Origin of the sequence: Sphingobacterium sp. xlx-130 (genome assembly GCF_011007405.1) — a bacterium.
In the GTDB taxonomy this organism is placed as follows: Bacteria; Bacteroidota; Bacteroidia; order Sphingobacteriales; family Sphingobacteriaceae; genus Sphingobacterium; species Sphingobacterium luzhongxinii.
Map to the genome: position 1 here is coordinate 115110 of NZ_WFKN01000010.1, position 20820 is coordinate 135929.

The 20820-nt window shown below is 39.9% G+C and carries 21 protein-coding genes; 1 reads left to right on the top strand and 20 read right to left on the bottom strand.

Translation table 11 applies throughout. The features are described 5' to 3' along the window. Positions 1–31: 31 nt before the first annotated feature. The 14 genes from nuoF to G7B18_RS16435 form a co-directional block, all read right to left on the bottom strand. Positions 32–1387, bottom strand: coding sequence for an NADH-quinone oxidoreductase subunit NuoF (nuoF, locus tag G7B18_RS16370; RefSeq protein ID WP_164111482.1), 1356 nt, complete (start codon positions 1385–1387; stop codon positions 32–34). Positions 1388–1392: 5 nt separating this feature from the next. Then, complete coding sequence (gene nuoE, locus G7B18_RS16375) at positions 1393–1920, bottom strand: complex I 24 kDa subunit family protein (protein ID WP_164123480.1); 528 nt, start codon at positions 1918–1920, stop codon at positions 1393–1395. After that, the gene (locus G7B18_RS16380; protein WP_205600262.1) at positions 1913–3148 is read right to left on the bottom strand and encodes an NADH-quinone oxidoreductase subunit D; all 1236 of its coding nucleotides are present in this window, start codon (positions 3146–3148) and stop codon (positions 1913–1915) included. The genes nuoE and G7B18_RS16380 overlap by 8 nt, the downstream gene beginning before the upstream one ends. An 18-nt stretch (positions 3149–3166) precedes the next feature. Next, on the bottom strand, positions 3167–3670 hold the full coding sequence (locus tag G7B18_RS16385; RefSeq protein WP_164111478.1) for an NADH-quinone oxidoreductase subunit C: 504 nt from the start codon (positions 3668–3670) through the stop codon (positions 3167–3169). Further along, positions 3663–4217 carry an NADH-quinone oxidoreductase subunit B gene (locus tag G7B18_RS16390; protein WP_164111476.1) on the bottom strand — a complete coding sequence of 185 codons (555 nt, stop codon included), beginning with the start codon at positions 4215–4217 and terminating at the stop codon, positions 3663–3665. The genes G7B18_RS16385 and G7B18_RS16390 overlap by 8 nt, the downstream gene beginning before the upstream one ends. Positions 4218–4309: 92 nt before the next feature. Then, positions 4310–4690 (bottom strand): NADH-quinone oxidoreductase subunit A, encoded by a 381-nt coding sequence (locus tag G7B18_RS16395; protein ID WP_164111474.1) that lies wholly within the window; start codon positions 4688–4690, stop codon positions 4310–4312. Positions 4691–4802: 112 nt separating this feature from the next. Then, the gene (locus G7B18_RS16400; RefSeq protein WP_164111472.1) at positions 4803–6536 is read right to left on the bottom strand and encodes a tetratricopeptide repeat protein; all 1734 of its coding nucleotides are present in this window, start codon (positions 6534–6536) and stop codon (positions 4803–4805) included. A 28-nt stretch (positions 6537–6564) separates the two neighbouring features. Further along, a complete protein-coding gene (locus tag G7B18_RS16405; protein ID WP_164111470.1) occupies positions 6565–7470 on the bottom strand; it encodes a substrate-binding domain-containing protein in 906 nt (301 codons plus the stop codon). Between the two features lie 292 nt (positions 7471–7762). Continuing rightward, positions 7763–8644, bottom strand: coding sequence for an energy transducer TonB (locus G7B18_RS16410; RefSeq protein ID WP_164111467.1), 882 nt, complete (start codon positions 8642–8644; stop codon positions 7763–7765). A 33-nt stretch (positions 8645–8677) separates the two neighbouring features. Further along, positions 8678–9235: an ExbD/TolR family protein gene (locus tag G7B18_RS16415; protein ID WP_164111465.1), complete on the bottom strand. Its 558-nt coding sequence runs from the start codon at positions 9233–9235 to the stop codon at positions 8678–8680. 11 nt (positions 9236–9246) lie between these two features. Continuing rightward, a complete protein-coding gene (locus G7B18_RS16420) occupies positions 9247–9906 on the bottom strand; it encodes an ExbD/TolR family protein (RefSeq protein ID WP_164111462.1) in 660 nt (219 codons plus the stop codon). A 98-nt stretch (positions 9907–10004) separates the two neighbouring features. Then, positions 10005–10835: a MotA/TolQ/ExbB proton channel family protein gene (locus G7B18_RS16425; protein ID WP_079645440.1), complete on the bottom strand. Its 831-nt coding sequence runs from the start codon at positions 10833–10835 to the stop codon at positions 10005–10007. A gap of 400 nt (positions 10836–11235) precedes the next feature. Continuing rightward, positions 11236–11583 (bottom strand): translation initiation factor, encoded by a 348-nt coding sequence (locus G7B18_RS16430; RefSeq protein ID WP_164123483.1) that lies wholly within the window; start codon positions 11581–11583, stop codon positions 11236–11238. A 111-nt stretch (positions 11584–11694) separates the two neighbouring features. Further along, complete coding sequence (locus tag G7B18_RS16435) at positions 11695–12573, bottom strand: diacylglycerol/lipid kinase family protein (protein WP_164111458.1); 879 nt, start codon at positions 12571–12573, stop codon at positions 11695–11697. 441 nt (positions 12574–13014) lie between these two features. Between G7B18_RS16435 and metK the strand changes: the two genes are divergently transcribed. Then, positions 13015–14268 carry a methionine adenosyltransferase gene (metK, locus tag G7B18_RS16440; protein ID WP_164111456.1) on the top strand — a complete coding sequence of 418 codons (1254 nt, stop codon included), beginning with the start codon at positions 13015–13017 and terminating at the stop codon, positions 14266–14268. Positions 14269–14615: 347 nt separating this feature from the next. Here the strand turns inward: metK and G7B18_RS16445 are convergent, their stop codons facing one another. From G7B18_RS16445 to G7B18_RS16470, 6 genes are read right to left on the bottom strand one after another with little or no spacing between them, the layout of a single operon-like run. Continuing rightward, on the bottom strand, positions 14616–15944 hold the full coding sequence (locus G7B18_RS16445) for a DUF58 domain-containing protein (protein WP_240452886.1): 1329 nt from the start codon (positions 15942–15944) through the stop codon (positions 14616–14618). After that, positions 15944–16948 (bottom strand): AAA family ATPase, encoded by a 1005-nt coding sequence (locus tag G7B18_RS16450; protein ID WP_164111454.1) that lies wholly within the window; start codon positions 16946–16948, stop codon positions 15944–15946. The genes G7B18_RS16445 and G7B18_RS16450 overlap by 1 nt, the downstream gene beginning before the upstream one ends. Then, positions 16945–18150, bottom strand: a complete 1206-nt coding sequence (locus G7B18_RS16455) for a DUF4350 domain-containing protein (RefSeq protein ID WP_164123484.1) — start codon at positions 18148–18150, stop codon at positions 16945–16947. Before G7B18_RS16455 ends, G7B18_RS16450 begins: the two co-directional genes overlap by 4 nt. Further along, positions 18147–18890, bottom strand: coding sequence for a DUF4129 domain-containing protein (locus tag G7B18_RS16460; RefSeq protein ID WP_164123486.1), 744 nt, complete (start codon positions 18888–18890; stop codon positions 18147–18149). Before G7B18_RS16460 ends, G7B18_RS16455 begins: the two co-directional genes overlap by 4 nt. Continuing rightward, positions 18883–19800, bottom strand: coding sequence for an ABC transporter permease (locus tag G7B18_RS16465; protein ID WP_164111448.1), 918 nt, complete (start codon positions 19798–19800; stop codon positions 18883–18885). The genes G7B18_RS16460 and G7B18_RS16465 overlap by 8 nt, the downstream gene beginning before the upstream one ends. Continuing rightward, the gene (locus G7B18_RS16470; RefSeq protein ID WP_164111445.1) at positions 19791–20753 is read right to left on the bottom strand and encodes a stage II sporulation protein M; all 963 of its coding nucleotides are present in this window, start codon (positions 20751–20753) and stop codon (positions 19791–19793) included. Before G7B18_RS16470 ends, G7B18_RS16465 begins: the two co-directional genes overlap by 10 nt. Positions 20754–20820 lie beyond the last annotated feature (67 nt).

Below are 20820 nucleotides of genomic sequence, written 5' to 3' on the forward strand. Positions count from 1 at the left end.
GTTTCTGCTTTCTACTATATATTTACGGCTTTTACTGTGCTACGGGTTTTACAGGATCAGCATAATGTGCTAGTCCATAATTCCTAGATTGTGATTCCTCCGGATGCAGGACATGCCATTCAAATTCATCCCTAAAATGTCTAATTGCCGCAGCAACGGGCCAAGCCGCAGCATCGCCCAAAGGACAAATTGTATTCCCTTCTATCTTACGCTGAATATCCCATAATAGATCAATATCATCTATCGTACCACGTCCATGCTCTATTTTGTGCAACACTTTCTCCATCCATCCTGTCCCCTCACGACAAGGCGAACACTGTCCGCAACTCTCGTGATGGTAAAAACGGGTAAAATTCCATGTATTACGAACAATACATTGATCTTCATCAAATACAATAAACCCACCTGAGCCCATCATAGTTCCTGTTTGAAACCCGCCATCAGCAAGCGATTCATAAGTCATCAAGCGTGCATCACCATTGATAGTCTTACAGACCAGATTGGCGGGCAGGATCGGAACAGAAGAACCTCCTGCAACCAAAGCCTTTAACCGCTTGCCATTGGCTATGCCTCCGCAATATTCATCCGAATAGATAAACTCTTCGACAGGTACTCCTAATTCAATCTCGTACACGCCAGGGTTATTTACATTTCCTCCCGCGGAGATAAGCTTCGTACCGGTACTGCGCTCGATTCCAATCTTTGCATACGCTTCACCTCCATCATTGATGATAGGCACTACAGAGGCAATAGATTCGACATTGTTAACAACTGTTGGACATCCATACAAACCCGCAACAGCTGGGAAAGGAGGTTTAATACGTGGATTACCACGCTTACCTTCCAGTGATTCCAACAAAGCGGTCTCTTCTCCGCAGATATATGCTCCGCCTCCAGGCTGTACATAAATTTCTAAATCAAAGCCTGAGTCTAAAATGTTCTTCCCTAAAAAACCAGCCGCTTTTGCTTCTGCAATAGCTCGCTCCAGAATCCTTATTTGCGGCATCATCTCACCACGTACATAGATATACGAAGTATTCGCGCCCAAAGCATAACTGGACACAATCATACCTTCGATCAATGCGTGCGGGATATGCGTCATCAGGTAACGGTCCTTAAAAGTTCCCGGTTCCGATTCGTCACCATTACAGACCAAATAACGGGGTACTCCCTCCGGTTTAGCCAAGAAGCTCCATTTCATCCCTGTGGGAAATCCAGCTCCACCCCGACCACGCAGTCCAGATTTCTTCACCTCCTCAACGACATCATCGGAAGACATGCTCTTCAATGCCTTTTCTACCGCTCGGTAACCTCCCTTTTGACGATATACATCAAAGGTCTGAATACCTGGCTCATTAATATGCTCTAATAATAATTTACGTCCCATAGGTATTAAGCTTGCTGTTTTGCTTTATCCAGCAAAGTGTCAATCAGTTGATCCACACTTTCTTCGGTCAGATTCTCATAAAAAGTATATTCCGGTCCAATCTGCAATACCGGCCCGTAACCGCAAGCAGCCATACATTCTACTCCGCGCCAGGAGAACAATCCATCTGCAGTAACCTCCCCTTCTTCTACGCCTAAGCGATTTTCTATGTGCTTCATGATTTTTTCTGCGCCAACCAAGCAGCATGGTCCAGTACGACATACCTCCAACATATACTTCCCGGGAGGTTTTAAAAAAAACATGGTATAAAAAGTAGCTACTTCATACACTTCAATTGGCTTTATATGAAGATAACCAGCCACTTTATCCATGCTTTCCGTACTTAACCAGCCATATTCTGCTTGTACGAGGTGTAATATAGGCAGCAAGGCTGACTTTTGCTGTCCCTTCGGATATCGATATACAATCTCTCCAAATTGTGCCAGAAGGGCAGCTGAAAATTCTATCGGTTGGTTCTCTTGTACACTAAGCATCTAATTCTCCTGCTATTACATTTAAACTACTCATATTGATAATCGCATCCGATATAAGCATTCCACTACTCATGGGCGCAAACATCTGATAATTGATAAAAGAAGGTCTTCTGAAGTGTAGTCGATAGGGGGTACGTCCTCCATCATGTATCAAATAAAAGCCTAACTCACCATTTGCACCTTCAACAGCATGGTATACCTCAGATTTTGGTGTGTCCCATTCACCCATGACTATTTTGAAGTGGTAAATGAGCGCCTCCATATTATTATAGACCTGCTCTTTCGGTGGCAGATAAAACTCCGGAACATCCGCATGAAATACACCTTTAGGTTCCCTTTCAATTTTTTCCAAAGCTTGCTCGATGATACGCATAGACTGCCACATCTCCGCATTCCGCACCATGAATCGGTCATACACATCCCCAGTTGTGCCGACAGGAACGTCGAAATCAAACTCCTCGTAAGAACAGTAAGGAGCCGTAACCCGCACATCGTAGTCTACACCTGTAGCCCGTAAAATGGGCCCAGACCAACTGTAATCAAGGGCTTGCTCCGGTGTAACTGCTGCCACACCTGAAGTACGTTCTATAAAAATTCGGTTACGAACAAAAAGCTCTTCGAACTCACTTAACACAGGTGGATATCGTTTTAGAAACGTTCTTATCTTTTCGAAAGCGATTTCATTAAAATCCCTCTCGAATCCACCTATACGTCCAATATTTGTTGTCAACCGCGCACCACAGATTTCTTCAAATATTTCGTAGATAAACTCCCGCTCCTGCATAACATATAGAAATCCGGAGAATGCACCTGTATCCACACCCAAAATTCCATTACAGATAATGTGATCGGCGATACGAGCAAGTTCCATCACGATAACACGCATATACTGTACACGCTTAGGGATTTCAATATTTAGAAGCTTCTCTACCGTCATGTGCCAGCCCATATTATTGATCGGGGAAGAACAATAATTCAAACGGTCCGTCAATGGAGTAATTTGATAAAAGGGTCTATGTTCGGCTATTTTCTCAAAAGCACGATGTATATAGCCGATCGTAGAGACTCCGCTTACAATCCGCTCGCCATCAATCTGCAATACGTTCTGAAATACACCATGCGTCGCAGGATGTGTCGGCCCAAGATTGAGCGTTATCAACTCATCCTGTGGATCGTTATCAAAAAAAACAGGGTTATTTGGGGTTATCTTGGTTATTCGGTTACTCATCTTAATCTACACTTGAAGTTAACGGCCAAAATAAAAATCTTTCTTATCTATTCGGTTGGGATCCTCCAATGGATACTCTTTCCGCATCGGAAAGACTCCGAGATCATCCATATTTAAAATCCTTCTCAAATCCGGGTGTCCCTCAAAGTGGATTCCAAAAAAATCATAAGTCTCCCTCTCCATCCAGTTTGCACCTTTCCATACAGGAGTAGCAGAAGGTACTGTCGGTTGTTCGCCACCTACAAAAACTTTGATACGGATGCGTACATTTTGGAAAAGGTTATGAAGATGATATACGACAGCATACTGCTTTTCTTGATCTGGATAATGAACAGCAGTAATGTCTGTCAAATAATTCAGTCGAAGTATTTCATCATTCTTAGCAAATGCCAACAGTTCTAAAACACGCGTTACACCTGTCTCTATAGTCAATAAACCATGAGGCTCTCCCAACACACGAATACTATCGTTAAAAACAGCCTGAAGCCGATCTATTATGACCTGATTATCCAACTTATCCATTGTATGCTTCTATTCCGTACTTTTCTAATAATGCTTTATATTCGGGGGTATTTCTTCTATTCAGCGACTCATTTTTGACAATCTCCTGCAACTTAAGTACACCATCTAAAATTGCTTCTGGACGAGGAGGACAACCAGGGACGTATACGTCTACGGGTATGATCTCATCTATTCCCTGTAAAACCGAGTAAGTATCAAAAATACCTCCGCTGGATGCACATGCACCGACAGCAATCACCCAACGAGGTTCAGCCATTTGAATATATACCTGTCGCAATACCGGAGCCATTTTCTTGGCAATAGTCCCCATCACCAAAAGCATATCTGCCTGACGAGGAGAAAAGCTAGGTCGCTCTGCACCGAAACGCGCCAAATCGTAAGTAGAGCCCATTGTAGCCATAAATTCTATTCCGCAACACGAAGTAGCAAAAGGCAGTGGCCACAACGAATTAGCACGCGCTAGACCGATGGCTTTATCCAATGAAGTAGCAAAAAATCCAGCACCCTCTACGCCCGGAGGCGCCTCAGCTAAAGTAACTTTGCCCATAATTAGTTGTTTTCTTTCCGTAGTTTATATCTCGGCTCAATATAATATTTTAAATCCTGTATTGAAGCGCAGGATTACTATTTAGAACTATTCTAATCCCAGTTTAGTGCCTTCTTTTTGATGACATAGATAAAGCCTAAAAGCAACATCCCCATAAAGACAAACATCTCTATGAGCCCATCTAAACCAAACTCCCGGAAATTGACCGCCCAAGGGTACATAAAAATCACCTCGATATCAAAAATCACAAAAAGGATGGCTACAAGGAAGTATTTGATCGAAAAAGGTTGACGAGCATTGCCTATAACTTCTACTCCCGATTCAAAAGAGGAAAGTTTTTTTTCTGACCGCACTTTAGGCCCCAAAAGATGTGTACCAACTATGGTAAGAACGCCAAACCCCGTGGCTACAGCTAATTGAATCAGAATAGGCAAATAATCAACCGGCATATTCTCTATTTGTACATTTTCCATGTTATAAGTTTAAGTCTCAGCTACATAAACAAAAATAGGAAATTTATCCCAAATAAAAAGGGGGAAATGACAGTCAGTTCCCCCTTTTTATCTTATTTATAGCCGATCTAGCTTAGCTTTTCAAATACTCTATGTAAGCTTTAGCCGTTTCGTCTTCAGGGCTAATTTTGATCGTATTCTCAAAATACTGAAGTGCTTTTGCATTATCGCCTTTTAGCAGATGGAAGTACCCCACGTTATTGTAAGAATCTACTAATTTAGATGTTTGATCTTCATCTAATGTTGCACCTGCAGCCTGCTTATCTTTCAATACTTTAATCAATTGATCAAAAGCAGGAACAAAAAGACCTTTCGTCAATTCAGGAGTCTCTGGATTAATAACATCCAACTGCATATTTGCATAGCCTGTCATATACAACGCTTGTACCAAATACTCATCGTAAACTTTTTGATCATTGGATTTGATGATTACATCAAATGCTTTTATCGCATCGTTTAACTCCTTCGTAGCATCCTCCTCTTTTTCTTTCTTAGCCGCACCTGCGCGGAAATTTGCCATACCTAAGAATTGATTTGCTTCATAGTAGAAATCAGTTCCTACTTTTTGCGCCGGAATATTGAAAATACCTGCAGCCACATCATACTTACCTTGGTTGAAGGCAACCATACCCGCAGAACCGATCTCGGCCATCATTTCCGGATTCATTTCCAATGCTTTCTGCAAATTAGGCAACCCTTTTGCTACATCACCTGTTTCGATGTATGCTAGCCCAGAGAAAAGATAATCGATATCGATCAATCGGTTTGCCTCTGCATCGGCGAATAACTTACCAAAATACTCAACTCCTTTGGCATAATCCTTATCTTGGTTTACAGCGATCAATCCTAAATAACGGAATACTTTCGCATCTACCCCCGGTACATTCGCCAATTTCTCAGCAACCGTTTTTAATTCATCGTATTTCTGTCCGTATACCAAGAAGTCAGCATAGCGCACATTTGCCTCTGGAGACATATCTCCTGTTACTTGCAGATATTTCTTGTAGCTATCTACTGCTTTGGCAACTTGTATCTCGTAAGCAGCTTTTTCTTCGTCTGTATTATCCGGCATACGTTTCGCAATCTGCAATTCAGTTTCAGCGATTTCACGGTATACTGGCCCATAATTCGGGTATTCAGCAGCAATGGAATTATATTGCCCTAAAGCTTCATCAAAAGCGAACGCGCGTCGTGTAATCAATGCCTGTTGTACTTTTGCTTTTACCAAGTTAGGATCTATGTTGAGCGCATCGCGGTAACTAACATAAGCTTCACTTGATTTCTGCCCCATACCGATATAAGCATCTCCCAAAGCAACAGGAATTAATGCATCTTTGGAGTTTTTCGCCTTTGCCTGTGTTAAATAATCAACAGCCTTTGCATAATCAGGCTTCGGCGCATCGATATAAGCACGCCCTATATAGTATAATGGTAAATAATCCTTCTTTCCTAAAGAAGCCGTCGCTGTAGCAAACTTGGATTCTGCCGCTGAAACGTTATTCTTCATCAAGTCCACAATCCCTAATCCAACATTGTTCAATTGTTCTTTAGGAGCATTTGTCAATCCATTGTTGAAAATGATTGCAGCAGAATCAGCCTTCTCATTAATCAAATAGATACGTCCTAGATAAAAGTAGTTCTCGCCATCTTTAGCCTTTTTTTCGACCAAATTTTGCAAAATACCTTTAGCCTTATCATACTGCTCCGCATCCATAGCTGCCTGAGCATCTTTCAAACTTTGAGCACTTGCTGTACCAACTACAGCCCCAGCCATTAATAAACTCAAAAATAATTTGCTTTTTGTCATAATTTTATTTTGTGTTCTTAGTTGTTTACTAATTTATATTATCTCTAATTATTATCTCCCGACCAGGCATTGTAAACGGTAACAATCCTGATTTCAAGACAATACGTTGTCCTCGATCTCCTGTCATAAATGCTGAAAAACCAATCCCAAGTCCGAGATTTGGTTGATAATTCAACACAAAAATTTCTCGCTTTAAAGGGTATTCTCCCGTAGCAAGTGTCGTTTGCGACGGTTTTACATATTGTGCAACCTTTGATTTTTCGTTAAGCACGCTCAAGATACGAATTTTATCTTTTTCTCTAAAAGAACTTTCTAAAGATAAAAACTGATTGTAGCTCATCAGCCCTACCTTCCCTCTATTACTTGCAATTTCCTGCATAACTTCGTTTGCACTAGATTTTGCAGCCACAAAAGTATTTGCCGCTTTCTCTATATTCCCTAATTCTATAAAATAACGAAAAACGCTGGAGTTCAGATTGTCAAAGACTAACGAAAAATTCCGGACTTTATTGCCTTTTAAAAGCTCAACAACATCATTTACACGGATACTGGAATCGGCATCAGCCACATTACCAACTAAAATAATCCCATCATAAGCCAAGCTATAGACCCGAGGCTTAAGTGAACGTACTTCAAATCCCTTCTGCTCTTCCTCCGTTAACGTCCTGGCTAAAACAGCGAATGCAACGTCTCCTTTTAAAAGACTATTAACCGCTTGAACCTCTGGCTGTGCATCTTCTTTAATTTTAGCATTATAGTATGAGCTTTCAAAAACTTCCTTTTGCTCCAAGAACAACGGCAGTAACGTTTCATCCACCACAACCGGCAATTCTCCCGCAAGAATATCGTCTTTCTTTTCCTTTTTGTTGTTAGAACATCCAGCAAAAAAAGCGGTCAACAGCGTTGCAAAAATTATATAGAAATAACCTCTCATTGTCATTAAGATTTAAGGATGATGTAAAAAGTTTAATCACCAACGATTATTTAACGTAAAAAATTATTTTGCCAAAGTCTCGCAAAACGCATAAATGAATATACGATCAACAATCCTCCGAACATATTTTTATACGCCTTGTCGATCTCTAAAGGAAACTGTTTCCAGAAGATAATCGCGAGGCCCAAAGCAAAATAAAAGAGAAACATGCATAGGCCTAAAATGGACAGAAATCGCTGTGTCGGCGATTTCTGTCTAAATTTATTTGTTCTTGAGTTGTTATTCACACTCATTACATATTTGTTAAGTCCAAACGAATAGGCAACGTGTAAGCCACACGAACAGGTCGTCCGTTCTGGATACCCGGGCTCCATTTCTTTGCTTTCTTCAACAAGTTTATAGCAGCTTGTCCCGTACCGTAGGATAAATCGCGGATTACCTTTATATCTGTCAAAGAACCGTCTTTTTCAACCACAAAAGATACGTTAACGGATCCTTTTACCCCAGCATCCATCGCCCCTGAGGGATATTGGTAATTATCTGCAATCCATTTACGGAAAGCTGACATACCACCTGGCGGCTCCGGTTGGATTTCCACCGATTCGAAAATTTCGTCTCCCGTACCAGTACCACCTTCAACACCTTTGGTACTACCAGTAGCAGATCCCGCAACATCTTTTGTACCCCACTTACCTTCGGTAGTGATGCTACCACCTTTCATACCTTTCATGGCAACAGGACCGATAAGCTTTTTCTTATCTGTAGCTTCTTCCACAGTTGCTATTTCTTGCTCCACGGCCTTTTCCTTAGGCACTGGCTTGATTTCTGGCAATGCAACAACATCCAACGCTGGTTTTGACTCAGCGATTTTAGGCGCTTCTTCTTGCACTGGTGGTTTCTCTTCTTCTTCAGGAAGTTTCTCCGCCAAATCTTCTAAAGTAACCTCTTCGGTAAATGCCACCTCTTCTTTAGGAGCATCATTTCCAGAAAAAAGCTTTAGATTCATTGCAGAGGGAATACTAAAAACAGCAACTATACTCATTACAATAAGCAATGCCGTATTCGTCGCTTTAGGTCCTAATTTACGTAGCTCATATGCTCCGTAAGCTTTATTCCTGTTTTCGAAGACAACATCAAGCCACTCTTTTCTAAATATATTTAATTTTTCAAACATATTAATTCTGTTTTATGATAGCTATATACCCGACTAGTCGTTATATAGATTATCTTTTTTCAATAGCTCAATTTCTTCCGTCATGATACGGTTAGATATCATATAACGCTTCACATCGACGATCTTCATTTCGTCCAAAGCATCAACGATATTTCTAGTTACTGATTTTTCACTAGGGCGTATCACAACGATCATGTCTTTACCTCCTGCTTGTTTTGGAACAAGTTGTTTCATCTTCATAAGTACAGCGCGAACGCCTTCTTTACTGTAATCTACAACAGTTGGTCCCTGAAGAGGATTTTTAACATCGCCTTGATACCATACAACTTTGTCGTTTGAACCTAAAACCAATGTAACACTACGATGCTCATCTACATCTATGTTATCTTTTTTATCCGTTTCGACGTTTTTATCAGGCATGGCAACATCCATCGCTTGAGGCTTGTTCAAGGAAGTGGTCAACATGAAGAACGTGATCAGTAAGAATGCCAAGTCAACCATGGCTGTAAGATCTACTTTACCCCCATTTTTCTTGGATCTAACTTTTCCGCCTTTGCCGCCCTTACCAGAGTCTTGATTTAATTCTGCCATTTGCTTCTATCTTATTTATCAGCCTTAAGACCAGTCACGAAACTGAACTTGTTTTGCTTCTGATTACGTAATGTTTCAATTATTAAATTCAAACTAGGAAACTTCTCATCAGCATCTGCTTTGATCGCTACTGTCATCAGCTCGATATCATCTGGATCGCCACCACTTTCGATAGCTTTATCCTTCAATATCTTTGCTGACGCCAATCGAGCTTGCTTTACCCAAGCAGACAACTCATTTGAGGCATTCGTTGTCGAATCTACCGGAATACCTTTTTGCTTATCAGCCGTTCTATCTCCTGATTCTGCCGCCAACAATGTTTTCATTGTTTTCATTGACACTCCAAAATCTTCCATCGATTTGAATTTGCCATACTCTTCTGGCGTAAATTCAATACCGTACAAAGCGCCCATTTGTTGTAAGGTCTGTACGCGTACATTTTGGTCTGACATATGAAAGAATACTTTTCCTTCATCGCCAACAGTGATCATCGCTACGTTTCCATCCGGCAATTTAGACTCCGAAAAGGAATGTGGCGCATCCACGATCAATGACTCTTGTTGTCTTGCAGTTGCTGTAAGAACGAAGAACGTAAGAAGCAAGAAAGATACGTCACACATCGCCGTCATGTCGATCGATGTACTGGCTCTTTTTACTTTTGCTTTACCCATTTCTTTAATCTTTTTAAATTAACAACTCTTCTTCTTTTTCTTAATGATGCTTTTAACTTTCACTTTCCATAAAAAAAATAAAAGTTTTCTTCAACATCTTATTTGTGGTTTGCAGCGTACGTTTGTACGATTGAAAAACCAGCCTCGTCGATAGAGTAAGTTAATTTGTCGATTTTTGCTGTTAAGATGTTGTACATTACGATTGCAAATGTAGAAGTCGCGATACCTGTAGCTGTATTGATAAGGGCCTCAGAGATACCATTCGCTAATTTAGCTGAATCCGGAGCACCACCTGTTGCCAACGCCGAGAAGGCCTTGATCATACCTGTTACTGTACCTAATAGACCTGTTAATGTACCGATAGAAACCAATGTAGCCAATACGTTCAAGTTTTTCTCTAACATCGGCATTTCTAATGCTGTCGTCTCTTCAATTTCTTTTTGGATCGCTAACGCTGATTTTTCAGCGTCTAAGCCTGGATTAGCTTCAACATCTTTGTATTTCAACAACCCTGCTTTGATTACATTAGCGACAGAACCTTTTTGTTTGTCACACTCTGCAATAGCAGTATCGATACTTCCGGTTTTTAATAACGATTGTACTTTACGAACAAAGTTACCTACATTACCTGTTCCTGATGCTTTTCCGATTACGATGAAACGCTCGATAGCGAATACCCATACCATCAAAAATAAACCTAATAAGATAGGTACAACTACCCCTGCGTGATAAACCATACCACCATAGTTACCTGGAAGAGGTTGGTTTTCTGGATTATTATCGATAAAGTTTGCTGGATTACCCATCACAAATTTCCAGATCAAATAACCGATAATGAAACAAATTACGATAGATAAGCTTGCGAATAGGTTACCTGAATTGCCACTTTCTTGTTTTGCTGGACTAGTAGTTTTTGGTGCGTTTGCCATTTTTACTAAATTTTAGATTTTACTGTTGTTTAATTATTATTGTTTAATTCAATTTTATGCAATATTTGCTACATCATTTTGAAGTCTGTCAAAACAAATATACTATTTTGTTACAAAAGTCAAATTTTTTCGCATCTAATTTTATATTCTTTCAAAATGTGTTGACGGATGAGCATCAGCGGCAATCATATCCTCAATACATCCCTAAATTAAATGTTTCCATCTTGTGAATATTATGCAATAAAAACTATTTTTTTTTTGATATGCAAATTAATAAATAGTTAACTCAACAAAATAAGTAAGCCACCACTCACTTTGATTGTTACAACACATTTGTTCTTAGAGGCCTTTTAATCAGCTAATCTCCTTGTACTAACGTATTTATAAAACAAAAATTGCGCTAACCTCCTACTTGTTTTGCGCCATATCCTTCGGCACTAAGGATATCAAAAACTTTTTGCTTAAAATCCCCTTGTATCAAAATCTCGCCGTCTTTTACGGATCCGCCTACCCCACATTTCTGCTTTAACAATTTAGCCAAGTTTTGGAAATCGCTGTCATTTCCTATGAAACCGTCAACGATTGTAACAACTTTTCCCTTCCTCGACTTACGGTCCAAAAGAACCTTTAACTTTTGCTGTTTATTAGGTAATGTCTCCTGCTCTGATTCCAAATTCTCCTCGTATGAAAAAGAACTATCTGTCGAGTATACAATACCTTCGTACTGTTGCTTTTTTTGCTTTGCCATTTTTTAGTAATTAGTGACTAGAGACTAGTGCTTAACTTATAACCTTATTAACCTTCTTAACCTTATAACCTTATTAACCTTCTTAACTTCCTTAACCTTTATCACTGTGAGTTAACATATAATCTTCAACGAACTCGGTTTTACTTCTATTTTTAAATTTCCAGGAAGAGTTAAGGGCTCTCCATCGACATGTACTGGACCGTCATCGTCTCGCTCTATTAGAATATCCTTGCCCGGAATAATCTCTACATAATCCGATTGATCAGCAGAACGATTAAATAGATGGTAAACCATCATAGGTAAGATATATAATGGAAATTTATGTACAATACAAACATCAAGCACACCATCACTGACGGAAGCATTTGGCGCAATGTATGCGTTATTACCATATTGCGGCGAATTTGCTACTGAAATCATAAAAGCTTCTCTTTCATAGAACTTACCGTCTATAGTCAACTTATAATGAAAGGGTTTATACCTCCCCAACAAATTAACAACTGATCGTAGATAACCGATGGGGCCGCGAATAGAATCATTAGCAAAGCGGTCACTCACTGAGGCATCAAAACCGAGCCCCGCAATATTAAAAAAAGGTTTTCCATTTACGGTACCACAATCCACATCAACAGTCTCGAACCTATTTAATCGACGTATAGCCGCCGTTTCATTCATTGGTATCCCCAAATACAGCGCCAATCCATTGCCAGAACCTTCAGGAATAATACCTAAAGGAATACCAGACCCGATCAACGAAGCCCCCAGCTCATTGATTGTACCGTCCCCCCCCACCGCAACAACTGCATCATACTTTTCTTCGATAGCTTTCTTTCCCAACTCATAGGCGTGATTAGGCTTTGTCGTCTGCTGAAAAGTGGGATTAAACCTCTTTAAATCAAGAACTTCCAACACACTTTTATTAAAAGCCGTTTTCTTTTTACCCCCAGAAATCGGGTTTACTACAAAAAGTATCTTCTTTTGATCTTCCATAAATGCATATAGTCAGGCTTGTAAAGATAACAAATGTCCATGATTGCAAAACACAAATACGAATGAAATATAATCGGCTTGAATAATCGATCAAATTTTGCAATAACCAAAATTAGCTTTTAATAGTTACAAAAGAGTTGTAGCTTTGTGCCGTTAAAAAGGTGGACTGATTTGCATTTTACACAAAAAGAGGTAAAGAAGGAGATTGCAACCACAGAAAAAAAGTGCTAAAACCATTCTTTTATTCGTTTTTTCACTTCGCTCTATGCAGAGTAGGCTGCTTCAAATCTCAAAGATTTCCCTCTCTTTTTTCTGAAAGAGTTTGTATTCAATGGACATCAAGAACTTTCATCTCTGTTGGTGATTCAATGGAATCATGAAAGTTTTTTCACACAATGGAGTGCACCGATATATAATTATACAAAACATAAATATTGTAATATGGCGTATTTATTCACATCCGAATCGGTATCGGAAGGCCATCCCGACAAAATTGCCGACCAAATATCAGATGCATTAATTGATAATTTCCTAGCTTGGGATGAAGATTCGCGTGTCGCGATCGAAACCTTGGTAACTACGGGACAAGTGGTTCTAGCTGGGGAAGTGAAATCTAAAATATACTTGGATGTTCAAAAAATAACCCGTTCAGTCATTGAAAAGATAGGTTACACCAAGTCGGCATACATGTTTGAAGCGAACTCCTGCGGGGTACTATCAGCGATACACGAACAGTCTGCTGATATCAACCAAGGGGTAGATCGTAAAACCAGGCAAGATCAAGGTGCCGGCGACCAAGGTATCATGTTTGGATATGCAAACAACGAGACGGACAACTATATGCCGTTGGCGCTTGACTTATCTCATCGCCTATTATATGAACTTGCTGAACTACGTCGTGAAAACAAAGCGATCGACTACTTACGTCCAGATGCAAAATCACAGGTAACATTAGAATACAGTGACGATCACAAAGCCTTGCGCATTGATACGATTGTAATCTCTACGCAGCATGATGATTTCGACGAAGAAGGATTGATGCTGGCCAAGATTACGGATGATATCAAAAACATCCTAATCCCGCGCGTCAAAGCGCAACTTAAACCGGAGCTCCAAGCTTTGTTTAATGACAAGATTAAATATCACATCAATCCTACAGGTAAATTTGTGATCGGTGGCCCACATGGCGATACAGGTCTTACTGGCCGTAAAATTATTGTGGATACCTACGGAGGCAAGGGAGCCCACGGTGGTGGAGCTTTCTCGGGTAAAGATCCCTCAAAAGTAGATCGTTCAGCAGCTTACGCCACGCGCCACATTGCTAAAAACCTTGTTGCAGCAGGCGTTGCCGATGAGATATTGGTACAAATATCGTATGCCATAGGTGTTAAAGACCCTATGGGGATCTATGTAAACACCTACGGAACCAGCAAAGTAAACTTGTCGGACTCTGAAATCGCCACCAAAATAACGGAGCTATTTGACATGACTCCTTACGGTATCGAAACAAGACTAGGCTTACGTAATCCTATGTATGCAGAAACTGCTGCATATGGACACATGGGAAGGACACCGAAAACCGTCACTAAAACTTTCGAAAATTCAAACGGTGAAACGAAAACAGTAGAAGTTGAATTGTTCACTTGGGAGAAGCTAGACTATGTCGATAAAGTCAAAACGGCTTTTGGGATTTAGTTCTAAAAAAAGAGATTATTCTTTCTAAAAAGCTCAAAGAAAAACTATTCTTTGAGCTTTTTTACAACCAGTCTGTACGGAAGCTGATAGGGACTAGGTTTCGTATAGTTTTGGTTTTAACAGGTAGATTAACCGTACTTTATACGGACTTCATAGGGACTTCATTCGGATATAAACGAATAAAGTTCGAGTTATCTACCAATTATATTCCCACCAAATTTGCTTTAAAATACAAGCAAATACCGTCTTTGTACTCCACAGTATCAAAGACTTATCCAGTAGATTGATAAAAAACTGGGGATAATCCCCCTAATAAAGAAAATAACAATCTATGACAGAAAGAAGAACTATATCAACCCCCGCGCCTTGATCTCTAAATATTTATTTATGGCATTTATACTTAGATCTTCCGGGGCCGTATAGATCGTCTGTAGTCCATTGCGTGTGAGCTCCTGTATAATTAAGCTCTTTTCATACACAAATTTCTCTGCTATGATTTTATTATAGACGTCGATTGTCTTTTGGGCATGTTCTTTTGACATCGCTATTAACTCGGTATTCTTAAATACAACCACGACGACGATATGACTCTTATTGAGCATCCGCAAATAGGGCAACTGCCTATTCATAGCATCCATTGTCTCAAAGTTCGTATAAACAAAGATTAGCGAGCGCTTGTTTATATGCTTTCGGGCAAAAGCATATAACCCGCCAAACTCAGACTCTTCAAAACGGGTAGAAATACTATACAATTTATCGGAAATAAGCTTCATCTGCTTGTTATTCTTCTCGGCAGAAACGTGGTTGGAGACTTCTTTTGAAAACGTCAGCATGCCCGCTCGATCTTGTTTCAGAATAGCAGCATTGGACAAAACCAATGTGGCATTAATAGCATAATCCAGTAGCGTCATCTCCTGAAAAGGCATACGCATGACTCGACCTAAATCTATGAACGAATAAATTGGTTGCGACTTTTCCTCCTGATATTGATTCACCATCAGCTTATTTTGCTTGGCGGACGCCTTCCAGTTCATATGTCTATATTCATCCCCTTTCACATATTCGCGTATATGATCAAACTCCATCGTGCTACCAATGCGACGTATCCGCTTTATACCCAACTCGACCAATCGATCTGTCGTGGCTAGCAACTGATATTTACGCATCTGCATAAAGGAGGGGTAACAAGGGATGTCTAGCTGTTCGTCCAGAACAAACTTTCGCTCAAACAGTCCCAAATGACGCACCAACAAGTTACATTTTCCAAAAGAATATATCCCCCTACTTTTGGGCTGCAGCTCAAAATCAATTTGACTGACTTGATTCGGGATTAGTGTCAGTCCAAATTCATTGTGTCTCATCTGCAATTGCAATGGCATCTCCTCCAGCACCCGTACCCGCACTGGAATAACATATTGGCTCAACAACACAATAGAAAAAGGATTAGCATCACCATTTGACAACTTCTCGGGATATTGCCGTTTTATATCTACGGCTTTACGAGGAAAAAAGAGAAAAATCAAATCCCATGCACAGAGTGCGATCGCTCCCCAAAGTAGCACCGTACAAACCATGCGTAAAGGTTCCACGTAAAACGATAGCGCAAACAGCCCTGCCAGTGTTAGCAGGAGATAGAAAAACAAATTCCGAACATACAGCCGTCTCATCAAATTCATTATCTTGGAATCTCTACACTCTCTACAAGTTGACGGATAATATAGCCCGGTGAAAAGCCTTCCATTTCTTTTTCCGGTGTCAACTGCACCCGATGACCTAAAATGGGGGATGCCACATATTTCACATCTTCTGGCGTCACAAAATCCCTACCTTGCAGCGCGGCAAATGCTTTAGATGCCTCCAAGAGCGCTATTGAAGCTCGCGGAGAGGCTCCTAGGCTTAAGTTGGGATTACTGCGGGTCTGTACCACAATTTCAGAAATATACTGCAGCACATCTTCATGCACATATACCAGCTTAGACAAACGTTGAAAATGAATAAGTTCATCCGTAGATACAACAGCCTGTACCAGATCCTCTTTATCGCCCGCACGCTGAAGGTGATGCTCCTTTAAAATCATTAACTCTTGGTCAAGTTCGGGATAATCAACATCTATCTTGAATAAAAAGCGATCTAATTGGGCTTCCGGCAATCGATAAGTACCTTCATGTTCGATCGGATTCTGTGTCGCGAAAACTACAAAAGGACTTGCCATCTTGTAGGTATGCCCATCTACTGTAACCTGTCTTTCGCTCATACATTCAAATAACGAAGCTTGGGTTTTTGCCGGTGCTCTGTTAATTTCATCAATAAGAATGATACTGCCGAAAATAGGTCCTTTTCTAAATTCAAACTCGTTGGTCTTCAAATCAAGAATAGATGAACCCGTCACGTCTGAGGGCATTAGATCAGGAGTAAATTGTATCCGTTTGAAATCACTATTTATTGTTTTTGCAATCAATTTGGCAGTGAGTGTCTTGCCTACTCCAGGTAGCCCCTCTATCAAGGAATGTCCCCCTGCAAGTATCGAGATCAATAACATATTGATGACACGGTCCTGACCTATAATTACCTTCTTTACCTCTGATCGCACTGCACCTAGTCTATCTTGCAGCCCGGTAAGGTCGATTCTGTTTTCAAAATCAGGCAAATATTTGCGCATTAAATTATCTTGTTCGCTCATATAATACTAGCTTTACTTTTAAACTCTTCTATTCTTTTATTAACCGTCTTAACTTCTTCAATCGTAAAATCGATTTTACTTTTGCATTCGTGGAGAAATGAAAACAATGCTGTGGTATCTTCAACACTTACTGTCGTCTTGAGCGACAATATGCGAAGAAACCTTTCATCCAAAAGATTCATAGTCTCTATCTGATAGTTGGAACGGATTGCATAAAGGAAATAATCTATTTTTTTGTGAATGATGTTACCGGGATGTCCATTTTCATAATACAATGTACCTATTGTCTTTGCAAATTCTTTAGAGAGATTCTGCTCCGGTTTAATGATTTTCAAGGCCCGCTGCTCTCGTTTACTCTTAAAGACAAACAAGACTAAAAGTCCAAATAGCAGTAGATACCAAGCCTGATAAAAACCTGGGTTGGTCAAAATAACCCGCAAGGGTGTAGTTGACTGATCAGATTCGAAATAATAGTCCGACAACATCACTTTATCCCCCCGAATAGCCTGGACCGCCTTGGTTACGTAATCATATCCTCCTTTTTGAAGCATATGATAATTGGTAAAAACTTCAGGAAGTAGATGCAAATAGAGCGTACCTTTTCCATACGACACGCTAACAAAGTTTGGAATCGCTCTTCCTCTAGCATGCAGCTGCCCCAAAATAGTACAGCTTTTAGCATCCAGCTTCGAAAACACCCTAAAACCCATTGCTTTTGCCAATTGAAGTCGGCTCGTATCTCCCTCTAAAGAATAGGAGATATTCTTATCTGTGGGCATAAACAAAGTTTCTCGTAAAGTTTCGACCTGTATCCCCAGGGTATCAAGCAGCTGTTCGCCCAAATACTCTCCAGATAAAAAAACTTCTCCACCCTCCCGGATATAACTTAAGACCACTTTTGCATCCACCTGATCATAGCCGATATTCGGATATACGTCCAAAATGGATGTGCTATAATCTTGAATGCTATCCAATCGAGAGACTAATTCATAGGTCGATTCGCCAAAATTAGTATAGCTACGCTCCGATCCTAATATTTGCGGAAGCTCGCTCCTAAACACAAATAAGCCGTAGGGTATTTTATCTCTAAAATTGTATGACTTTGACCAATCGATTGGTCTCTTAGCTCCTGCGTCAATAACGGCTATTCCTAGCGCCACGACGAATAGTAATGACAATCCAATTAAAATGCTTTTTTTCAAGACCACCTCCTTTGAAATTGAATAAATCTCGGGGCATACTTCTGGTATGCATCTTCTGTAATCTCGAAATGACCGAACCAAGCATAATCAAACACTACAGCACAGGCTAGGAAGTCTTGCCTCAACTCTTCATTATTTACCTCTTCCATTAACTCTGTATTGGTTTTGGATTGATTCCATTGTACAACTCCCTTACGTCCTAACAACTGTATGTTTAGCAACTGCAGATAGCGTATAGCTAATGTATAATTCTTTTGTTGTAACGCATCGGACAAATAGGCCTGAACATCGACCTGTAATAGATTCCTCTCCACAAAAGCGATCTGTTCTTCTTCATTTTCAACGTCTGTATCATGGTGCACGTAAAGTTTTTTCCGGGACACAAAAAACTTATAGATCAAAAAAATCAATACTACCGCCCCTATTACCGCTAGCAAATTGAAGACTCCTTCATTAAAATCACCTTTGGGCTGCGGAAAAAGATCCGATAAAATTTTGCTTATACGGTCTAGTAACTTATCAAAAAAACTTAGCTTATCAGAAATACTTTCTATATATTCAAACTCTTTCGCTTGATATCGTCCGACTACTACATCAAAAGCCTCTATGCTATCCGATGTGACAATTTTAGCCCGAGGGATGGAATCATAATAACCTGCTTTCCAATATTGATATATTGGCTCGTCCTGCAATGATTGTACGGTGTCTACTAGATTTTCCTGAAAGATAACGCTAGACATCGAGCCTCCTTCCTATCTTGTCAATCTTGTCAAAGACATCCTCTCCAAACCGTAGTTCTTTGGCTGTCTCGTAAATAATTCCATAACTGATCACCGATAGCATATAGTAGATAATGAAAAACAAAGACATAAATGTACTCCCTAATGTGACCAAAATCTTACCGATATAGGTATCGAAAAAACTATCATTAAAACCTACATAATTGTATGCGATAAAACCTATAATAATAAAAGGAATGATACTCATTAATGTCATGAGCGACCTAAATAAAAAGGTAACAATGTAAGAAGCGAGTCCGTATTCGCCAATCTTATTCTTGAGCATAGAAAATGCGGATGTATAGGTATCAAACAAATCGTAATAATCTTCACGGTACAACATAAAAGCGGTGAAAAACCATAATCCTAAGACTGCAAAAACAACTCCGATGGCAAGAGAGCCTATCAAGGGAATCAGTGCGGACAAAAACAATACAAATGCTAAAGGAATAAATATGATCATCCCCACGACAATAGACCCCAGCAAAAATCGGACGTATTTACTGATATTGGCCTTAAAAGCATTCCAAATATCTTTGGCCCCAAAGGAAAGATCTCGTCGATTTCGCAAAAGAATAAAATACTCAATAGTAAAACCAAACGCTAAACCACCAATGATCAACATACAAAATAAAGCTAACCCAAACGTAAGGACCATATCGACAATCTCTCCAGAACTGTAATCAGCATTTAGATTGAGTTGTGTCGAAATATAGTAACCGATGAGCAGCATAGCACATAAGGGGGCGATTAACAACTTAAGCAGTTCCTTGGAAAGGTGCCCAATTATAATTTTCAACAAATTGATAAAGTCCTGTACAAACTCCCCCAACTTGCGTTCTCGCTTAAATTCGAACTGAGCTAACTCCATTTATACTTAATTGCTAGCTGTTTAGGCCTAATGATATAATAAAAGACAATTGCGGCTGCAGATAACAGGATAACACCAACGCAAAGCCAAATGGAAAGCTGATAATACCGTGTCACGAAACCTTCTAGGGTACCTGCCACAATAAAAAAAGGAACGGTGCTAATTAAAACTTTGGCTGCATCTTTTGTCGCTGTTTTAAAAGAGGCCATACGGGTGTAAGACTTCGGAAACAGAATACTATTTCCCATCGCTAAACCGCAACCTCCAGCAATTACAATGACTGAAAGCTCGATTGTACCGTGTATCCATATGGCAGACATTGCTTCTTGCAAAACGTCGTATTTATAAAACATATAATGAAATGCGCCGACCATAATACCATTGCTAAAGAGTATATAACCGGTGCCTAAACTGAAAAAAGCACCAAAAATAAAAGCGTAAAAAGCCACTTTTACATTATTTATAGTGATAGCAAGTGCCCCGCCCCAATTACTCCCATCTTGATAAACCGCTGCTGGATTTCCCGCTTTTATGTTCTCGATGGTCATGTTGACATAGCTATCTCCGAGAATAAGACGGACAAACCCCTCATCATACCGAGCAGATACGAAGCCGATAAGGCCTGCGAAAACAAAAATCAAAAAGGAATACAGCAAGGGGCGACGAATAGCCCATATCGCCTCAAACACTTCGACCTGGAAAAAATGAGCTATTTGATGATTTGATGATTTTTGATCCCTGTAAATCAATTGATGTGCACGAATCGAGAGTTCATTAAGGTATTCCTTGGTCTTACTTTTAGGATAAAAAGTCTGGGCATAAGCTAAATCGTTAGTCAACTCAATATAGTTTGAGGCCAACGTATCAGGGTTGACATCTTCTTTATTGGTCAAATTATTCTCTATTGACACCCATTTCTCTTTATTCCGATCTATAAAGGAGGCTTCTCGCATAAATAAAGTTTACAGCTTGCTATAAACTTAGATAAAATGCTTGGTATTTCGAATACTTATTGGAAAT